The sequence below is a fragment of the Variovorax glucosi genome (assembly GCF_051216695.1).
Classification (GTDB): Bacteria; Pseudomonadota; Gammaproteobacteria; order Burkholderiales; family Burkholderiaceae_C; genus Variovorax.
The window spans coordinates 619,664-635,887 of record NZ_JBPJZE010000001.1 but is presented as its reverse complement, the minus strand read 5'-3'; the positions used below and the strand labels follow the sequence as shown (position 1 = coordinate 635,887).

Genomic DNA, 16,224 nt, shown 5'->3' with positions numbered 1-16,224 from the left:
TTTTCGTTGAAGAAACAAGAGTCTGGAAGCGAAGTGGAAACATGAGCGACGTAGAAAAATTCCGATGAGGGTCTGGCGCACAACGCGTTTCGTCATCGACCTGACGCAGCCGGTGGTGATGGGCATCGTCAACGTCACGCCGGATTCCTTTTCCGACGGCGGCGTCCATGCATCTACGCGTGCAGCGCTCGCGCATTGCGAACGACTGATCGCCGACGGCGCGCACATCCTCGACATCGGCGGCGAATCGACCCGGCCCGGCAGCCCTGCGGTACCACTCGTCGAAGAACTGGTGCGTGTGTTGCCCGTGGTGCGCGCTGCCGTCTCGCTCGGTGTGCCTATCTCGATCGACACCTACAAGCCGGAAGTCATGCGCGCGGTGCTCGACCTGGGCGCCGACATCGTCAACGACATCTGGGCGCTGCGCCAACCGGGAGCAATGGACGCCGTGGCGCGGCATCCGTCGTGCGGCGTCTGCCTGATGCACATGCATCGCGATCCGCAGACCATGCAGGTCGCGCCGATGGATGGCGACGTCGTGCCTGCCGTCATCGATTTCTTGACGGAAGCGATGCGGAAGTTGCGCTGTCTCGGCGTGGACGCGACGCGGATCGTGCTCGATCCGGGTATCGGCTTCGGCAAGACCGTGGCGCAGAATTTCGCCTTGCTGGCCCGTCAGCAAGAATTGAGCGACATCGGCTGTCCGGTGCTTGCAGGCTGGTCGAGAAAATCGTCCTTGGGCGCTGTCACAGGCATCGAGAACGCAGCGGGCCGAATGGTGCCCAGCGTGGCTGCAGCGTTGCTGGCCGTCGAACGCGGCGCCGCCATTGTCCGCGTGCACGACGTGCGCGAGACGGTCGCGGCGTTGTCCGTCTGGCGTGCCATGCGGGCCGGATCATCAGAAAAAAAAGAAAGGGACTCTTCATGACACGACAGTATTTCGGCACCGACGGGATTCGAGGCACGGTCGGCCAGCCGCCGATCACACCTGATTTCGTGCTTAGGCTCGCGCATGCGGTCGGGCGCGTGCTCAAGCGCACCGAAGCGCGTCCGACCGTGCTGATCGGCAAGGACACGCGAATTTCCGGCTACATGCTCGAGTCCGCGCTCGAATCCGGGTTCAATTCGGCGGGCGTGGACGTGCTGCTGCTCGGGCCTTTGCCGACGCCCGGCGTCGCGTACCTCACGCGCGCGCAGCGGGCGAGTCTCGGGGTGGTGATCAGTGCCAGTCACAACCCGTTTCCCGACAACGGCATCAAGTTCTTCAGCGCGCATGGCACCAAGCTCGGCGACGAATGGGAACTGGCCGTCGAAGCCGCGCTGCAGGAAGAGCCCGTATGGGCGGATTCCGCCCAGCTCGGCAAGGCGCGCCGTCTGAACGATGCCGCAGGCCGCTACACCGAGTTCTGCAAGAGCACCTTCGCCAACGACCTCAGCCTGCGCGGCTTGCGTCTGGTGGTCGATGCGGCTCACGGTGCGGCATACCAGGTCGCGCCGCAGGTCTTCCATGAACTCGGTGCCGACGTCACGAGCATCGGTTGTGCGCCGAACGGACTGAACATCAACAAGGACGTCGGCGCGACGCATCCCGCCGCGCTGATCGCGGCAGTGACCGCGAAAGGCGCCGACTACGGCATCGCGCTCGACGGCGACGCCGATCGGTTGCAGCTGGTCGACGCCACAGGCCGTCTTTTCAACGGCGACGAGCTGCTCTACCTGATGGTGCGCGAGCGCATCGCGCGCGGCGAGAAGCCGAAGGGCGTCGTCGGCACGCTCATGACGAACAAGGCAATCGAGATGGCCTTGCGCGGGCACGGTATCGAGTTCGTGCGGGCCAAGGTCGGCGACCGCTACGTGCTGGAAGAATTGGAGAAGCGCGGCTGGATCCTCGGCGGCGAGGGCTCGGGACACCTGTTGGCCCTGGACCGCCACACGACCGGTGACGGCATCGTGAGCGCGCTGCAGGTGCTGCAGGCCTGCGTGCGCAGCAAGCAGTCGGTCGCGCAATTGCTGGCCGAAGTCACGCTGTTTCCGCAGACGTTGCTGAACATCCGTCTTGCGCCGGGCCAGGACTGGCGCACCAACAAGGCGTTGGCCGCGGAAACAGCGCGTGCCGAGGCAGAGCTGGGCGACGGCGGTCGGGTGCTGATCCGTGCGAGCGGTACCGAGCCGGTGCTGCGCGTGATGGTCGAGGCGCGCGACGCGGCGCAAGCGCAGGCTTGTGCGAAGCGTCTGGCAGACACGCTCTCATGAAAGACGATTCCGAGCGTCCGGAAGAACCGGTTGCGCAGGTCGTCGCGGTTCATCTGAGTGGCCTGCACAGCTTCTCCAAGTTCACCGAACCGGCGATCAGGCTCCTTGCAGGCATCGGTGTCGAGGGCGACGCGCATGCCGGCACGACGGTCAAGCACCGCTCGCGGGTCGCACGCGATCCTTCGGCGCCGAACCTGCGCCAGGTCCACCTCCTGCATTCGGAGCTGTTCGACGAACTCATGGCGGCAGACTTCGCGGTCTGGCCGGGCGACATGGGCGAGAACATCACGACACGCGGAGTCGATCTGCTGGCACTGCCGGCCGGCACGCGGCTGCATATCGGCGATGGGCCGGTGGTCGAGCTCACCGGATTGCGCAATCCGTGCAGCCAGATCGACAAGTTCCAGAAAGGCCTGCTGGCCGCGACGCTGGACCGCGATCCGGACGGCGGATTGGTCCGCAAGGCCGGCGTGATGGCGATCGTGCTGGAGGCCGGCGATGTGCGCGCCGGCGATGCGATCCGCATCGAGCTGCCAGAGGGCGAAATCAGGAAGCTGGAGCCGGTATGAATGCACCGATCGAGATCGTCGACGTCGACTACCGCGATCCCGCGCATGCGATCGCGCTTGTGAGCCTGCTCGACACCTACGCGCGCGATCCGGCCGGCGGCGGCACGCCGCTGGAGAAGGAAGTGCTTGCCGGGCTTCCCGAGGCTCTGGCCTCGCGGCCGCAGGCTTTCAGCGTGCTGGCCTTCGACGGTACGCAAGCGGTCGGGCTGGTCAACTGCATCGAGGGTTTTTCGACTTTCGCCTGCCGGCCGTTGGTCAATGTGCACGACGTGATGGTCGTGGAAAGCCACCGTGGCCGGCGCATCGTTCAACGCATGCTGGAACGCGCGGAACAGCTGGCGGTGGCGCGTGGCGCCTGCAAGCTCACGCTCGAAGTACTGCAGGGCAATGCGCCGGCGCTGCGGGCCTACGCGCGGGAAGGCTTCGTGTCTTACCAGCTCGATCCGGCCTTCGGCGCCGCGATGTTCCTGCAGAAGAAGCTGTAGCGCGCCGACGGGTCAGCTTTTCTGCGCGAAGGCCCAGGCCATTTCGGCCATCGGTCGCGCACCGCGGCCCGAAGCCTGCGCCTGCTCGCTCGACGCCGTACCGGTCTCGACCCGCTTCGCGATGCCCTGAAGAATCGCGGCGATGCGGAACAGGTTGTAGGCCAGATAGAAATTCCAGTCCGGTGCCAGCGCTTCGGGTGACGAAATGCCGGTGCGCTCGCAGTAACGGCGGATGTATTCGCTCTCGGTCGGAATACCGAGACTTTTCACATCGACGCCGCCCAGACCGCGAAACGAGCCCGGCGCTATGTGCCACGACATGCAGTTGTAGCTGAAGTCGGCCAGCGGATGGCCGAGCGTCGACAGCTCCCAGTCGAGTACCGCAATGGCGCGGGGCTCGGTCGGATGGAACATCACGTTGTCGAGCCGGAAGTCGCCATGAACGATCGACGTCAGCTTGCCGTCGCGGGCGGTGGCCGGCATGTTTGCCGGCAGCCACTCCATGAGGCGGTTCATTTCCGGGATCGGCTGCGTCACCGAAGCGACGTACTGCTTGCTCCAGCGGCCGATCTGGCGCTCGAAATAATTGCCGGGCCGGCCGTAATCGGAGAGACCCTGTTTTTCGACGTCGACGGTGTGCAGCGCGGCGATGACGCGGTTGAGTTCGTCGTAGATCGCGCTGCGTTCGGCGTTGTCCATGCCCGGCAGCGATTGGTCCCACAGCACGCGGCCGGTCTTGAACTCCATCACGTAGAACGCACGGCCGATGACCGATTCGTCCTCGCACAGGCACAGCATGCGCGGCACCGGTACGTCGGTGCCGGCGAGGCCCGCCATCACCTTGTATTCGCGCTCGATGGCGTGCGCCGAAGGCAGCAGCTTCGCGACCGGACCCGGCTTGGCGCGCATCACGTAGCTTTGCGTCGGCGTCACCAGCTTGTAGGTCGGGTTCGACTGCCCGCCCTTGAACATCTCCAGCGTCAGCGGTCCCTTGAAACCGTCCAGATGCGCATCGAGCCATGCTGTCAGCGCGTCGATGTCGACCGCGTGCTGGGTGGACACGGCGCGGGTGCCGACGAAGTTGTTGAAGTCCTGGGTCATTTATTTATTGGGTACAAAAGAGTGCGGAGTGCGGGCGAGGATCAGGTGTCGGCGGTGGCGATCTGCATCAGCGCCGACCGGTCCAGCACGACGAGGCCGCCAGGCTCGATGCGCAGCACGCTTTCGCGCTCCATCGCCTTCAACTCCTGGTTGACGCGCTGGCGCGAGGCGCCGAGCAGTTGCGCGAGTTCTTCCTGCGCCAGATGAAGGCCGATGCGCATCTGGCTGCCGTCGGCGAGGTTCGGTACGCCGTAACTGCGCACCAGATGCGTGAGCTGCTTGGCTAGACGGGCGCGCAAGGGCAGGGTGTTGAGGTCTTCCACCAGACCGAAAAGCTGCCGGATGCGGCGCGCCTGCAGCCGCATCAGCGCTTCGTAGAGCTCGACGTGGGCAGCAAGAATCTTCTGGAAGTCGGCGCGCGCCACGTTCAGCGTGGTCGTTTCCCCATGGGCATAGGCGTCGTGGGTCCGGCGGTCGCCGTCGAACATCGCCACGTCGCCGAACCAGATGCCCGGCTCGACATACGTCAGCGTCACCTGTTTGCCCGACACCGTCGTCGAACTCACGCGCACGGCGCCTTTCGCGCACGCGATCCACTGCTCCGGAGGATCGCCGCGCGCTGCGAGCAGGTCGCCGTCTTTGTGACGCTTGACATAGGCGCATCGGAGGATGTCGTGGCGGAGGGAGGGTGAAAGCGATGAGAACCAGCGGCCGCCGTTGATGGCTTCGCGTTCGTCGATGTTAAGAATGGGCTCATCCATGGGGCTGTCCTGTCGGCGACTGAATCATGAGTAATCCGGTTTTTCCTTGGCCAGGAAAGCTTCGATGCCGATACCGGCGTTGGCATGGTGCAGATTGCGGACGAACTGGTCGCGTTCCTGAACGAGGTGGGCGGAGAGCGTCGCGCCGCCGGCTTCGTTCAACAGTTCCTTGATGCTGGCAAGCGCGTTCGGTGCGCTGCCGTCGAGTCGTGCAGCCAGCGCCAGCGCGGTCGACAGCGCCTGTCCCGTATCGGAGAGTTCGTTGACCAGACCCAGGGCATGCAGGCGTGTCGCGGAAATCCGCTCGCCGCACATCAGCCACTCGGTCGCGATCTGGCGCGGCAGCGATTGCGCCAGCTGCCAGCTGAGGCCGCCGTCCGGCGAAAGGCCGACCCTGCTGTACGACGCTGCAAAGATCGCGTCGCGCGCGGCGACGATCAGGTCGCAGGCCAGCGCCAACGAAAACCCGCCGCCAGCCGCAGCGCCTTCGACGGCCGCGATCACCGGCTTCGGAAAGGTTCGGATCGAATCGATCCAGTTGTGCAGCGCGTCGATGCTCTCGGCCTGCACGGACGGCGGCTGCTGGCGGTTGTCGCGCAGACGCTGCAACGAGCCGCCTGCACAGAACCACGGCCCTTCTCCGACGATGACGACGCTGCGGATCTCGCTGCTGTTCTCTGCGCCGTTGAGCGCCTCGACGCCGGCGGCATAGATCTCGGGGCCGAGCGCGTTGCGTTGCGACGGGTTGCTCAGCGTCAGCACCATGGTGCTGCCTTCGGTGGTGCTCTTGAGTTCGGCGGTCATGGCGTGGTGCTTTCTTCTTCGTGTTTCAGGCTCAGGCCGAGCGCACCGCGGCGGCGCAGCCACGGGCTCGGTCGATAGCGCGGATCGCCGTAGACGGTCTGCAGGTTGAACAGCACTTCGAGCATGTTGGTCGGGCCGTAAAGGTCGCCCATCGCGAGCGGGCCTTGCGGATAACCGAGGCCGAGGCGCACGGCGGTCTCGAGATCGGCCGGCGAGCAGACGCCCTGCTGGCACATGTCGGCCGCGATGTTGACGATGGTGCCTATCACGCGCTGCGTCACGAAGCCGCCGCTGTCCCGGATCACGCTGACCGGCTTGCCGTCGCGCGCGAACAGCGCATGCGCCGCATCGCGCATGTCGCGGCTCGTGGCCGGGTTGGTCGCGATGACTCGGCGTCTGGTGGCGGCGTCGTCGATCATGAGATCGATGCCGACGGTGCGCGTGGCGTCCAGGCGCTCGACGGCTGCCACCGTCGTCACGTCGAAACCGAGCGGCGCGACCAGGATCAGCGCCGAAGGCGAGGGCGTCGCGCCGGTTTCGAGCTGGCCGCCGAGCGTGTGGATGAGCTTGAGCAGGTCGGGCCGGCGCGCGGCGCGAGGCGAAACCCACACGGCGACCGGATTCGCGATGACCGGCGCGGGTGCCTCGGGCCCCTGCTGCATCACGCCGTCGACATAGCGATAGAAACCCGCGCCCGTCTTGCGGCCGAGCGCGCCCGCAGCCAGGCGCTGTGCGGTTATCACGCTGGGGCGAAAACGCGGCTCTTCGTAATACTGGTGATAGATCGACTCCATCACCGGATGCGAGACATCGAGCGCGGTCAGGTCCATCAGTTCGAACGGTCCGAGACGAAAGCCGGCCTGGTCTTTCAGGATGCGGTCGATGGTCGCGAAATCCGCGACGCCTTCGCCGACGATGCGCAGCGCTTCGGTACCGAAACCGCGGCCCGCATGGTTGACGATGAAGCCGGGCGTGTCTTTCGCCTGCACCGCGCTGTGGCCCATCTGCGCTGCGTAGCCCGCGAGACGTTCACAGATACCAGCGTCGGTACGGAACCCGGCGATGACCTCGACCACCTTCATCAGCGGCACGGGATTGAAGAAGTGGAAGCCGGCGAAGCGTCCGGGATGCTTCAGGCCGGCGGCAATCGACGTGACGGACAGCGACGAGGTGTTCGTCGCCAGGGTCGCGTCGGATGCGACGACGCTCTCGATGTCGGCGAACAATTTGCGCTTGATGTCGATATCTTCGATCACCGCTTCGATGACCAGATCGCAATCCTTCAGCGCCTGGACCGCTTCCGCAATCTGCAGGCGGGATACGAACAGCTCGAATTGCGTTGCATCGAACTTGTTTTTCTCGTGTAACTTCCGCCACTGCGCAACAATTGCATCGCGCCCGCGTTCAGCCGCACCCGGCATGCTGTCGAGTAAAAGCACTTCACTGCCGGCCTGCGCCGCAATCTGTGCAATGCCTCGGCCCATGGCGCCAGCGCCTATCACACCAACTTTGGAATAGTTCACAATCATTTTGTCACTGTCTTCGTTCCTGCATCGGTCGAAATAGACCATGTCAGAATCTGTTTACTTTTGATTACTTCACAATCATTTTGCAGCTCAATCGCCTAGCGACCTCCCTGTTTTTACTCGGCTTTGCGCTGGATGCCGCCGCTTTGACCCTAGGGCAACCCCAGGGTGCAGCGCTGATCGGCCGTCCGCTCAACCTGTCTATCCCGGTGTCGTTCGGCGAAGGCGAGACGGGCGACGGGTTCTGCGCCGATGCGGAAATCCTGCAGGGAGCGTCGCGTGTCGACCCCGGCCGGGTATCGGTCACCGTCGAGTCAGATCCGCGCACTGGAGGCTCCCGATTGCGGGTGCGTTCGAGCGTGGTCATCGACGAGCCGGTGATCAACGTCACGGTGCGAGCCGGCTGCTCGATGAAGTCGACAAGGCAGTACGTGCTTCTTGCCGACATGCCGCCCGAGGTGGTTCTTCCGGCCGTCGGATCGGCTGCATCGTCGGTTTCGGGACGCAACGGCGCTTCGTCCAACGCGTCTTTTCCCGAAGTGCCCGCAGGCGATGCGGACCGCGCACGTCGTCGCGCGAACGCCGAAGCCGTGCTTGCCAACGCCAACGCCAACGCCAACGCTAGCGCCAACACGAGTGCCGGTGCCGGTGCGAACGCCAACGGCGGCCGCGCTCCGGCGACGCGCGATCTGCCGCGCGACGAACCTGCAAGGCGTTCTGCGCCGCCACGTGCCAGCGTCGCCGCAAATGCCGCACCGACCATACCCACCGCGGCGCCACGTGCCGCCCCGCGTGCTGCGTCCGCGCCCTCGACCGCGTCGACTGCACCGACCGCGCAGCCGGCCAATACGTCGAGCCGACCGCGTCTTCAGCTCGATTCGGCGGTTCCGTCCGCAGCCGGCCCCGCCGCTCTGGTCGCACCGGCTCCAGCGGCTCCAGCGGCTCGCGCGTCGGCCCCGGCAGCCGCTCCCGTCGCGAACGCTGCACCACCGGCCGTTCCCCAGGTCGTAGCACCGGCACCTGCACCTGCACCTGCACCTGCGGTTTCGCCGCCTCTTGCGGCGGCATCTTCGGCCGCAGCGCCCGTTGCCGAGGCTGCGGCGTCTGCCGCCTCCGCCTCCGTAGCCCCAGCCATATCTGCTGTGCCTGTACCGCCGACGCCCGAGGAAGCCGAACGCGCCGCCAGGCTCCAGGTCATGGAAAGCACGCTGGCCGCCTTGCGCGCACAGTCCGCCGAAACCCAGCGAACGCTGACGGACATGCGCTCGCAGCTCGCCGAATCGCGCGAGAGCCGTTACCTGAATCCGATCGTCTACGTGCTGATCGGCCTGTTGCTTCTGGCGCTGATCGCCATCGCGTGGCTGCTTCGCACGTCCCGTCGCCGTGCCGCTTCGGCCTGGTGGAACGACTCCATGATCCGGGAAGAAGATCCGCGTGGCCCGGCAGGCGGAGACGGCGTCGGCGTGGCCGGCCGCTCGCGTCCCGCGCCGCTCGTTCCCGGCAGCGCGCTGCTTGCGGCCCAAGGCGTGCGCAACGACGCCGACGGCAATGCGGACGAGGAAGACGAGCCGGCGGACAAGCGCCAGGCGGCGCTCGCGGCGGCCAGCGCCAGTGGGCAGGAAGACGAATCCGATCTCGCGCCGGCTCGCAACGTGAACACCGAAGAGCTGTTCGACGTGCAGCAGCAGTCGGACTTCTTCCTCTCGCTGGGCCAGCATGCGCAGGCGATCGCGGTATTGAGCGAGCACATTGCCGAGAATCCTCAGACCAGCGCGCTTGCCTATCTCGACCTGCTCCGCATCCATCATTCCCTCGGAAACCGCGATGCCTACGGTCGCGTCGGCCAGGAATTCGAGCGCGCGTTCAATGCGACGCTGCCTTCCTTCGACAACTTCAACGACGGCGGCAACGGGCTGGAGCACTATCGCAGCACGCTTTCGCGCATCACCGAACACTGGCCGGCGTCGGAAACACTGTCGCTGATCGAAGAACTCGTCTTCCGCAGGCCCGGAACCGACGGCAACGAAGCTTTCGACCTGGCTGCTTACCAGGAACTGCTGCTCCTCTACGCGGTCGCCAAGGAAGTGATCGATCCGGACAGCGCACCGCCCGCGCCCGTGACGCCGCTCTCGTACCTCGACACGGCCGCCCACGGACCGACCACCGCGCCTTCGCCGCTTGCGGCGTCGGCAGTGCCACTCGCTGCGGCGGCGGTACCGCTTGCAACGGCTGCGGCGGCCGCCACGGTTGCTCCGCTGGATTTCTCGCTGGACCTCGACCCCGAACCGACGCGACCCGCGGCCTTCATGCCCTACGCGCCAGCGACGCCGGCGTCGTCCGGAATCGCAACGGCACCGGCGCCCTTGTTCGCGTCGCCGTCGATCTTCGGATCGCTCGAAGAGCGCGCCGACAGCGACAAGGGCGAGGACACCCACCCTGGCGATCTCGAAGGCCCGACCGCACGCGTGCCGCTGTTCCCCGACGCGCCGCTGTTGCCGGCCGACACCGCGATGGACACGTCCATGGACACGTCGATGGACACCATTTCCGAGCTGACGCGCGAAACCACGCTCGATTCGAACCTGATCGATTTCGAGCTCTTCGATCCTGAAACCGAAGCCAAGATCGCGCCGAAGCCGACGCGCTACTGAGCGCTTTCCGGGTCGCCCAGGTCGTCCGGACGGTCCGGGCCTGCCGGGTGAGCTGCGGAGCCCAGCTTCTTCGACAGGAAATCGATGAAGCTGCGCAGTTTGGGCGCCATGTACTGGCGGCTTGTGTAGACCGCGAACAGCGTTACCGGCGTTGCGGAAAATCCCGGAAGCACTTGCGTGAGCACTCCGTGCGCGATGTCCTCGTCGACGAGCCATTCCGGCAGGAATGCGAGGCCCATGCCGGCACGCACGGCATGCAGCGACAGCGTCGTGTCGTCCGAGCGAAGAACCGGACTCAACCGCAGCGGTGCCGTCTTTCCGCCCTGCCCCTTGAGCGACATGCCTTCGAGGTTGACGTAACTCGGCACGATCGCGCCGAGCTTGGCCAGATCGGCCGGTGCCCTGGGCAGATCGAACGTTGCGAGAAATGCAGGCGTGGCGACCAGATGGAACTGCACCTTGCACAGCGGCCGCGCGATCAACGCGGGCGACGGCTCCTGCGTTGCCCGAAGCGCCAGGTCGTACCCGTCGGCCGCCAGATCGACTTTGCGGTTTTCGAGATGGATGTCGACCAGCACTTCGGGAAAAGCTGTTCGATAGGCGGCAAGCACACGCGCGAAACGCGGCGTCGCACACCAGACCGGCGCGCTCACCTTCAGCTGTCCGCGCGGCGCCTCGTTCTTGCGGCCGATCGTGGCTTCGGCGGCGTCGAGCAGATCGAGCGCCTCGCTGCTCCGTGCATACCAGGCCTCGCCGGCTTCGGTCAGGCTCAGGTGGCGGCTGGTACGGTTGAGGAGGCGCGCGCCGAGCGATTTCTCCAGCTGCGCGACATGCTTGCTGACCATCGGCGCCGAAATGTCGAGCCGGTCCGCTGCAGCCGAAAAGCTGCCCGCATCGACGACATCGCGGAACACGCGCAGGCTGGTCAAACGGTCCATCATGGTTTCTTGGGAAGAAACGAAAGCATGAATCGTAGGCCATCGATTTCTCCAAGGGAAATATCTAGACTTGCCGGATCCAAGGAGCTTTCAAGATGAACACCGTGTTTTCCGCCGATCCCGTGCTTCCGACCTACTTCATCTCCCACGGCGGCGGTCCGTGGCCGTGGATGCAGCGCGAAATGAACGGCGCCTACGACAAGCTTGCCGAATCGCTCGCCGACATGCCGCGCCAGATCGGCCGCACGCCGCGCGCCGTGCTGATGATTTCTGCCCACTGGGAGACTAGCGCCTTCACCGTTCAGGCCACGGCGAAGCCCGGGATGATCTACGACTACGGCGGCTTTCCCGCGCACACCTACCAGATCCACTACGACGCTCCCGGCTCGCCCGAGCTGGCCGCGCGCGTCCATGCGCTGATCGAGGCGGCCGGATTGCCCGCAGGCATCGACGCCGAGCGCGGCTACGACCACGGCATGTTTTCGCCGATGGCAGGCATCTATCCGAAAGCCGACGTGCCGGTGGTCCAGCTGTCGCTGCGCCGCGGACTCGATCCGGCCGAGCACCTCGCGCTCGGACGTGCGCTGGCTCCGCTGCGGAAAGAGGGCGTTCTGATCATCGGCAGCGGACTCAGTTATCACAACCTGCGCGCTTTCGGACCGCAGGCACGCGAGCCCTCGAAGGCGTTCGACGACTGGCTCGACGCGGCAGTCGTGCAATCGAGTTCTTCGCAACGCGTCGAACACCTGATCGACTGGGCCGCTGCGCCCGCCGCGCGGATCGCGCATCCGCGGGAGGAGCACCTGATTCCGTTGATGGTCGCGGTCGGTGCGGCCGAGGGCGAGGCCGGTGTACGGATCTATCACGAAGATGCGTTCATGGGCGGCATCGCGGTGTCGAGCTTCCGTTTCGGGGCCGCCGCAGCCTGAACCTGACGCGACTGCCGTCCCGGGCGATTGCATGGAAAATCGCCCGCCATGACATCCCGATCTGCCGCAGTTCTCCATCCCGAAATCGCCCGCATCGACGCGCTTGCCAGCCGCCACGAAGTCGCTCACGACGGCATGCGCATCGTCTGGCGCAAGTTCGGCGACCATCCCGAAAGACCGCCGCTGGTGCTGTTTCACGGCGGCCACGGCAGCTGGATGCATTGGTTGCGGAATATCGAGGCGCTGTCGGCGCAGCACACGCTGTGGCTGCCGGACCTTCCGGGTTACCTCGATTCGGACACGCCGCGCGATGCGGAGCCTGGCGAAGCTTTGCTCGACCCAATGCTCGACGCGCTCGGCGGCACGCTGGACACGCTCATCGGCGCAGGCACCGTCATCGACCTGGGCGGCTTTTCCTTCGGCGGACTGGTCGGCGCGAAATTTGCCGTGCGTCGAGGCGGCGTGCGCAAGCTGGTGTTGATGGGCAGCGGTGGCCACGGCACGCTGCGGCGACTGACGGTCGACATGATCAACTGGCGCGCCTCACCCGACCGAATTGCGCAGATCGCGGCGTTGCGGCACAACCTGGCCGCGCTGATGTTGCATGACCTCGCCGCAATCGACGACGTCGCATTCCAGATCCACGATCTGTCCTGTCATGGCACCCGATTCCGCAGCAAGAACGTATCGACCGGCGGCGGCTTGCAGGTGGCACTGGATGCGTTGGTGGATACGAAGCAATTGCTGGTCTGGGGCGAGTTCGACGTGACGGCGAATCCGAGGCCGTTGGTGGCTGACCTGCTGGCGGGGCATCCTGAACGGACGGGCCGGGTGATTGATGGGGCGGGGCACTGGGTGCAGTATGAAAGGGCTGATGAGACGAATGAGGCCTTGTTGGGATTTTTGCGCGATTGAGAAGGTGGTATCGGTCTATCTGCAATGGGCAGTTTTCTAATTTTTTAAATAGACCATCTTCAATTTTTCATTTGATGTGAATTTATTTAAAGCTACTCCCTTGTTTAATCGATCCTAAAATTTTGCAAGTTGAATTCATTGCATAAAATAACTCCGAGCGGCCGGCGTTTCATCGAAAGAAGCAGATATTTGTCCTGCGATGCAATTGGATGAAGTTAGACGAAAAATCGTCACAGGGATTGCACGGCAACAGCTTCCCATGCTTTACAGCACGTTAAAACGCGCAAAGCTCAGGCTAAGAAATCTAGAATTCGTCGACAGTTTGCACGTTGCCCACGATGCATATGGATATGCGAAAGTCATCGCGTATAAATTTTATCGACTTTCAATCGATGAATTTTTGGCACATTCCTTAAAAATAACAGATCGTGCAATTTTTCGCATTTCTGAAAAGTCCGTGTTTAACCCATTGGATTCTATTAACAAATAATTTTTATTACACCCGACAAGTGCAGAATAGCATTCACCTCCAGCTGTGTGAAAGCCAGATTCTCGATCGACGATGCCGCATGTCGGTGGGTATTTTGTTTCAATGAATATTGAGTTGCTGTGACTAGATATCAATTCTGCCGGTTTTTGATCCATGCTTCCGGCGGCGATCCAGTTCTTGCCTTCCTTTAAAAAGGCAGTGAATCTTAGAACTTCTTCTAAATTTCCTGAGTATTTACATGCTCTCAGATCCCATTCTGTCGCAGTCGGTGAGCGGGTATTTTTGAGAAATTGGCAATTTTCATTTTCTATGTTGTGATGATTTTTCCATTTTCTCGGAATAGTGAGAGAGAAAGAGTCATCGGATTTTATTGAGTGCGCGTTTGTGGGGTTTGTTGTTCCGAGTAACAAGATGGCTGAAAAAACGAGTTGAAGGTTATTCATAGATCCATCAGTACTTCAGAAATCCTTTGAGTATGGATTTTGCGATTTTCCAGGCTGTTCGTGCCTCCGTTGATTGCCAAGGTAACGGCAAGGACGTCAGATGACGAAACTCCGTTTTCAGTTATTATCATATTTATCGACATAAACCTTGTTTTTGCGGCGCCGGCTTCCCAATACCAGGTTCCTGCATCAATGCAAGACCAACCGTCCAGACTCAATTGTTGGGGGTTTGTTACGACAGGGAATCTTTTAGTCCAGTCTCTGTATTGAGGTGTTTTCGAAGCGTTTGCGATCCACCACGGGTTGTCGAAAGAGCTCTTTTCTATCCATGCCCGATAAACCCAATATTTGGAATAATTTTCGAGTGCTGTCAGTTGCTTCATTCCGCGGCCTCTGAACTTTATTCCATCGCCATGGCTCACATTTCCAAGGCGATAATTATACTGATCGAAGTATTTATCAGTCGTCGATTGATAAAAACCGGTAACCTCCGGGCTCAAACTTGGGTGGGAGGGGCTTATCGATGGAATTACAGATGATTCCACCATTTGGGAGAGAAATGAAGATTCAACGGCGCCTTGCCCAAAGAAGTGTGTTTGTCTCGTTCCGGTGTTGATAAAGTATTTGCGAGTTGTGCGGTTGATGTGAGTTCGGAATTTTTCCCGTTGTGTGCTGGGGTTGGGTGTCGTTACATTGTTGTAAAATTTGTCGGGGTACACCTCCTTCAGTTCTTTTTTGCTCAACCACCCGCACTGTCTAAACGTCGCAATGAACTCGGCCGGATGAAGCCGCCAGGTCGCAGCCTTGTATTCAACGGGCAGATCGTCGAAGCTGATTGCCCTCAAATGCAAACAGAAGTTTTTCCAGTGCACCGGATCGTCCAGCAGCAGTTTCTCCGCAGGATTCCTCGTCCATTCATGACGCTTCTCTATCGTGCTTCTGTCCCATTCGGTCGGAAACCTGCACACCGCTCGTCGCAGGATGGTGTGCAGCTTCGGATCATTAAGCCGCTTAGCAATCGACAGCCGGTCCTTGATATCGGCTTCCATCGTCCGTTCCGGCATTGCGGCCATTCGCTTGCGCTGTTCCGGATGCCGCAGCAATCGCTTGAGATTGGGTGATTCGCACAACTGGTTATCCGTCTTCGCATCGTCGTCGTAGCAATTCCAGCCTGCGACGGGCAGGAAGTCGGCGTCGCTGAACTTGTGCGTGCCTTGCGCATTCAGGTCGGCCCATATCGTTCCGGTCGCAGTCGGAATCTCGCGCCAGTGTGCAGCGTCCGCAGGCAGCGGATCGGTTCCACCGCCGAAACCGAGATTACGGCCGAAGCGCAGCAATTCGAACCAGCCGCTGGGGCTGCTGCTGCTGATTTGTCCCGGCGCCGCCGGGTTGTGCTTGAGATAGCTTTCGTGACGCGCATTCGCATCCTTGTATAGACCGTATTCGGCTAGCGGTGCGAGCAATGGGTTGCCGACCGGATTGCCGTCGGTGTCGAAGCTTTTGAGATTGGCGTTGCCTTGTTCATAGTGCAGCGCGACCCATCGTGCTTCTCTCAGCGTGTCGGGAATGAAATGATCGCTGGTTGCGCTGGCGCCACCAGACAGCAGGCGGCGATGCTGCTTTGGTTCTGTCGTTCGTGTTGGCGTGCCGATCGGTAGATAGAACCACAGGCTGCCGAAGACAGTGTCTGTCCGGCCATCGGAGGTCGGTGCTGCGACCGGTCTGTTCTCCTGCCAAGCGACCGAACGGCCAAGAACAACGCCCGCATTGACAGCGTCGCAGCAGATTTCCAGATGGATCTGTCCGGCCTCGCCGTAGATCTGCCCGGGAGTGCCCAGTTCGTCCTTGCGTTCTACAACGTCGGCGGCAGCCCATGGCTTCTTGGTTGCCGGGTTTGTCGCAATGCGGCCCAGATGCATATAGGCGCTGTAGAAACGGAATGCGGTGGGTAATGCCGCTTCGTCATTGGCGGCGCCAATCTCGGCTTCATGCGAAACGATCATCAAACCGTTGTCGGTCCATGCGGCGTCTTTGCCGAATGGGTTGTGGTTCTGGGGATCGGCCAACTCCGTATTGGCTTTTGTGGGTGGGCTCACATAAACGATCGTTCCACCAGCAATCGCACGCACAGCTGGCCAGGTAATGCCGTCGGGGTTGCATCGGGCTTGAACATGAAGACCGTTGTGCCACATCAAAGCAGCGCTCAATGGGAAAGAACCCTCGTACGCGCTGGAAAGCGGTGCGCGGCTGACGGGCGGTCTCATGGCCATGTCGACCCAGTCGGCGTCGAGTTGGCCGGTGGTTCGGGCGGGGAGAAAAGGCGGACTGATCAGCATGGCAATGGGATTTGTTGGAGTTC

General features: G+C 62.5%; 14 protein-coding genes. 7 read left to right on the top strand and 7 right to left on the bottom strand.

Annotation, left to right across the window (positions count from 1 at the left end; translation table 11 throughout):
- Positions 1-64: 64 nt before the first annotated feature.
- Genes folP through ACSFA3_RS03065 form a run of 4 tightly spaced genes read left to right on the top strand, consistent with a single transcriptional unit; the run spans position 65 to position 3,307 of the window.
- Positions 65-928 carry a dihydropteroate synthase gene (gene folP, locus ACSFA3_RS03080; protein ID WP_435503923.1) on the top strand — a complete coding sequence of 288 codons (864 nt, stop codon included), beginning with the start codon at positions 65-67 and terminating at the stop codon, positions 926-928.
- Entirely contained in the window at positions 925-2,253 is a 1,329-nt protein-coding gene (glmM, locus tag ACSFA3_RS03075) for a phosphoglucosamine mutase (protein ID WP_435503922.1), read from the top strand. The genes folP and glmM overlap by 4 nt, the downstream gene beginning before the upstream one ends.
- Positions 2,250-2,822 (top strand): MOSC domain-containing protein, encoded by a 573-nt coding sequence (locus tag ACSFA3_RS03070; protein WP_435503921.1) that lies wholly within the window; start codon positions 2,250-2,252, stop codon positions 2,820-2,822. The genes glmM and ACSFA3_RS03070 overlap by 4 nt, the downstream gene beginning before the upstream one ends.
- Positions 2,819-3,307 (top strand): GNAT family N-acetyltransferase, encoded by a 489-nt coding sequence (locus ACSFA3_RS03065; protein WP_435503920.1) that lies wholly within the window; start codon positions 2,819-2,821, stop codon positions 3,305-3,307. Before ACSFA3_RS03070 ends, ACSFA3_RS03065 begins: the two co-directional genes overlap by 4 nt.
- 12 nt (positions 3,308-3,319) lie before the next feature.
- On the opposite strand, the gene ACSFA3_RS03060 is transcribed toward ACSFA3_RS03065, so the two are convergent.
- Genes ACSFA3_RS03060 through ACSFA3_RS03045 form a run of 4 tightly spaced genes read right to left on the bottom strand, consistent with a single transcriptional unit; the run spans position 3,320 to position 7,502 of the window.
- Entirely contained in the window at positions 3,320-4,408 is a 1,089-nt protein-coding gene (locus ACSFA3_RS03060; protein ID WP_435503919.1) for a phosphotransferase, read from the bottom strand.
- Positions 4,409-4,449: 41 nt separating this feature from the next.
- Positions 4,450-5,169: a Crp/Fnr family transcriptional regulator gene (locus tag ACSFA3_RS03055; RefSeq protein ID WP_435503918.1), complete on the bottom strand. Its 720-nt coding sequence runs from the start codon at positions 5,167-5,169 to the stop codon at positions 4,450-4,452.
- Between the two features lie 24 nt (positions 5,170-5,193).
- The gene (locus ACSFA3_RS03050; RefSeq protein WP_435503917.1) at positions 5,194-5,973 is read right to left on the bottom strand and encodes an oxepin-CoA hydrolase, alternative type; all 780 of its coding nucleotides are present in this window, start codon (positions 5,971-5,973) and stop codon (positions 5,194-5,196) included.
- Positions 5,970-7,502, bottom strand: a complete 1,533-nt coding sequence (locus ACSFA3_RS03045; RefSeq protein WP_435503916.1) for a 3-hydroxyacyl-CoA dehydrogenase — start codon at positions 7,500-7,502, stop codon at positions 5,970-5,972. Before ACSFA3_RS03045 ends, ACSFA3_RS03050 begins: the two co-directional genes overlap by 4 nt.
- A gap of 143 nt (positions 7,503-7,645) precedes the next feature.
- Between ACSFA3_RS03045 and ACSFA3_RS03040 the strand changes: the two genes are divergently transcribed.
- On the top strand, positions 7,646-10,150 hold the full coding sequence (locus ACSFA3_RS03040) for a hypothetical protein (protein ID WP_435503915.1): 2,505 nt from the start codon (positions 7,646-7,648) through the stop codon (positions 10,148-10,150).
- Here ACSFA3_RS03040 and ACSFA3_RS03035 read toward each other — a convergent pair.
- Positions 10,144-11,088, bottom strand: coding sequence for a LysR family transcriptional regulator (locus tag ACSFA3_RS03035; RefSeq protein ID WP_435503914.1), 945 nt, complete (start codon positions 11,086-11,088; stop codon positions 10,144-10,146). The two genes, ACSFA3_RS03040 and ACSFA3_RS03035, sit on opposite strands and share 7 nt — an antisense overlap.
- A 95-nt stretch (positions 11,089-11,183) precedes the next feature.
- Here ACSFA3_RS03035 and ACSFA3_RS03030 point away from each other — a divergent pair, with 95 nt between their 5' ends.
- Entirely contained in the window at positions 11,184-12,017 is an 834-nt protein-coding gene (locus tag ACSFA3_RS03030; RefSeq protein WP_435503913.1) for a DODA-type extradiol aromatic ring-opening family dioxygenase, read from the top strand.
- A 135-nt stretch (positions 12,018-12,152) separates the two neighbouring features.
- Entirely contained in the window at positions 12,153-12,932 is a 780-nt protein-coding gene (locus ACSFA3_RS03025; RefSeq protein WP_435503912.1) for an alpha/beta fold hydrolase, read from the top strand.
- Between the two features lie 375 nt (positions 12,933-13,307).
- Here the strand turns inward: ACSFA3_RS03025 and ACSFA3_RS03020 are convergent, their stop codons facing one another.
- Together ACSFA3_RS03020 and ACSFA3_RS03015 are read right to left on the bottom strand one after the other, a co-directional pair.
- On the bottom strand, positions 13,308-13,865 hold the full coding sequence (locus ACSFA3_RS03020; protein ID WP_435503911.1) for a hypothetical protein: 558 nt from the start codon (positions 13,863-13,865) through the stop codon (positions 13,308-13,310).
- Positions 13,862-16,201, bottom strand: a complete 2,340-nt coding sequence (locus ACSFA3_RS03015; protein WP_435503910.1) for a glycoside hydrolase family 19 protein — start codon at positions 16,199-16,201, stop codon at positions 13,862-13,864. The genes ACSFA3_RS03020 and ACSFA3_RS03015 overlap by 4 nt, the downstream gene beginning before the upstream one ends.
- Positions 16,202-16,224 lie beyond the last annotated feature (23 nt).

Excerpts from the sequence above, each read along its gene's own strand:
- folP (WP_435503923.1), top strand. The coding sequence starts at position 65 with ATGAGGGTCTGGCGCACAACGCGTTTCGTCATCGACCTGACGCAGCCG.
- glmM (WP_435503922.1), top strand. The coding sequence starts at position 925 with ATGACACGACAGTATTTCGGCACCGACGGGATTCGAGGCACGGTCGGC.
- ACSFA3_RS03070 (WP_435503921.1), top strand. The coding sequence starts at position 2,250 with ATGAAAGACGATTCCGAGCGTCCGGAAGAACCGGTTGCGCAGGTCGTC.
- ACSFA3_RS03065 (WP_435503920.1), top strand. The coding sequence starts at position 2,819 with ATGAATGCACCGATCGAGATCGTCGACGTCGACTACCGCGATCCCGCG.
- ACSFA3_RS03060 (WP_435503919.1), bottom strand. The coding sequence starts at position 4,408 with ATGACCCAGGACTTCAACAACTTCGTCGGCACCCGCGCCGTGTCCACC.
- ACSFA3_RS03055 (WP_435503918.1), bottom strand. The coding sequence starts at position 5,169 with ATGGATGAGCCCATTCTTAACATCGACGAACGCGAAGCCATCAACGGC.
- ACSFA3_RS03050 (WP_435503917.1), bottom strand. The coding sequence starts at position 5,973 with ATGACCGCCGAACTCAAGAGCACCACCGAAGGCAGCACCATGGTGCTG.
- ACSFA3_RS03045 (WP_435503916.1), bottom strand. The coding sequence starts at position 7,502 with ATGATTGTGAACTATTCCAAAGTTGGTGTGATAGGCGCTGGCGCCATG.
- ACSFA3_RS03035 (WP_435503914.1), bottom strand. The coding sequence starts at position 11,088 with ATGGACCGTTTGACCAGCCTGCGCGTGTTCCGCGATGTCGTCGATGCG.
- ACSFA3_RS03030 (WP_435503913.1), top strand. The coding sequence starts at position 11,184 with ATGAACACCGTGTTTTCCGCCGATCCCGTGCTTCCGACCTACTTCATC.
- ACSFA3_RS03025 (WP_435503912.1), top strand. The coding sequence starts at position 12,153 with ATGCGCATCGTCTGGCGCAAGTTCGGCGACCATCCCGAAAGACCGCCG.
- ACSFA3_RS03020 (WP_435503911.1), bottom strand. The coding sequence starts at position 13,865 with ATGAATAACCTTCAACTCGTTTTTTCAGCCATCTTGTTACTCGGAACA.
- ACSFA3_RS03015 (WP_435503910.1), bottom strand. The coding sequence starts at position 16,201 with ATGCTGATCAGTCCGCCTTTTCTCCCCGCCCGAACCACCGGCCAACTC.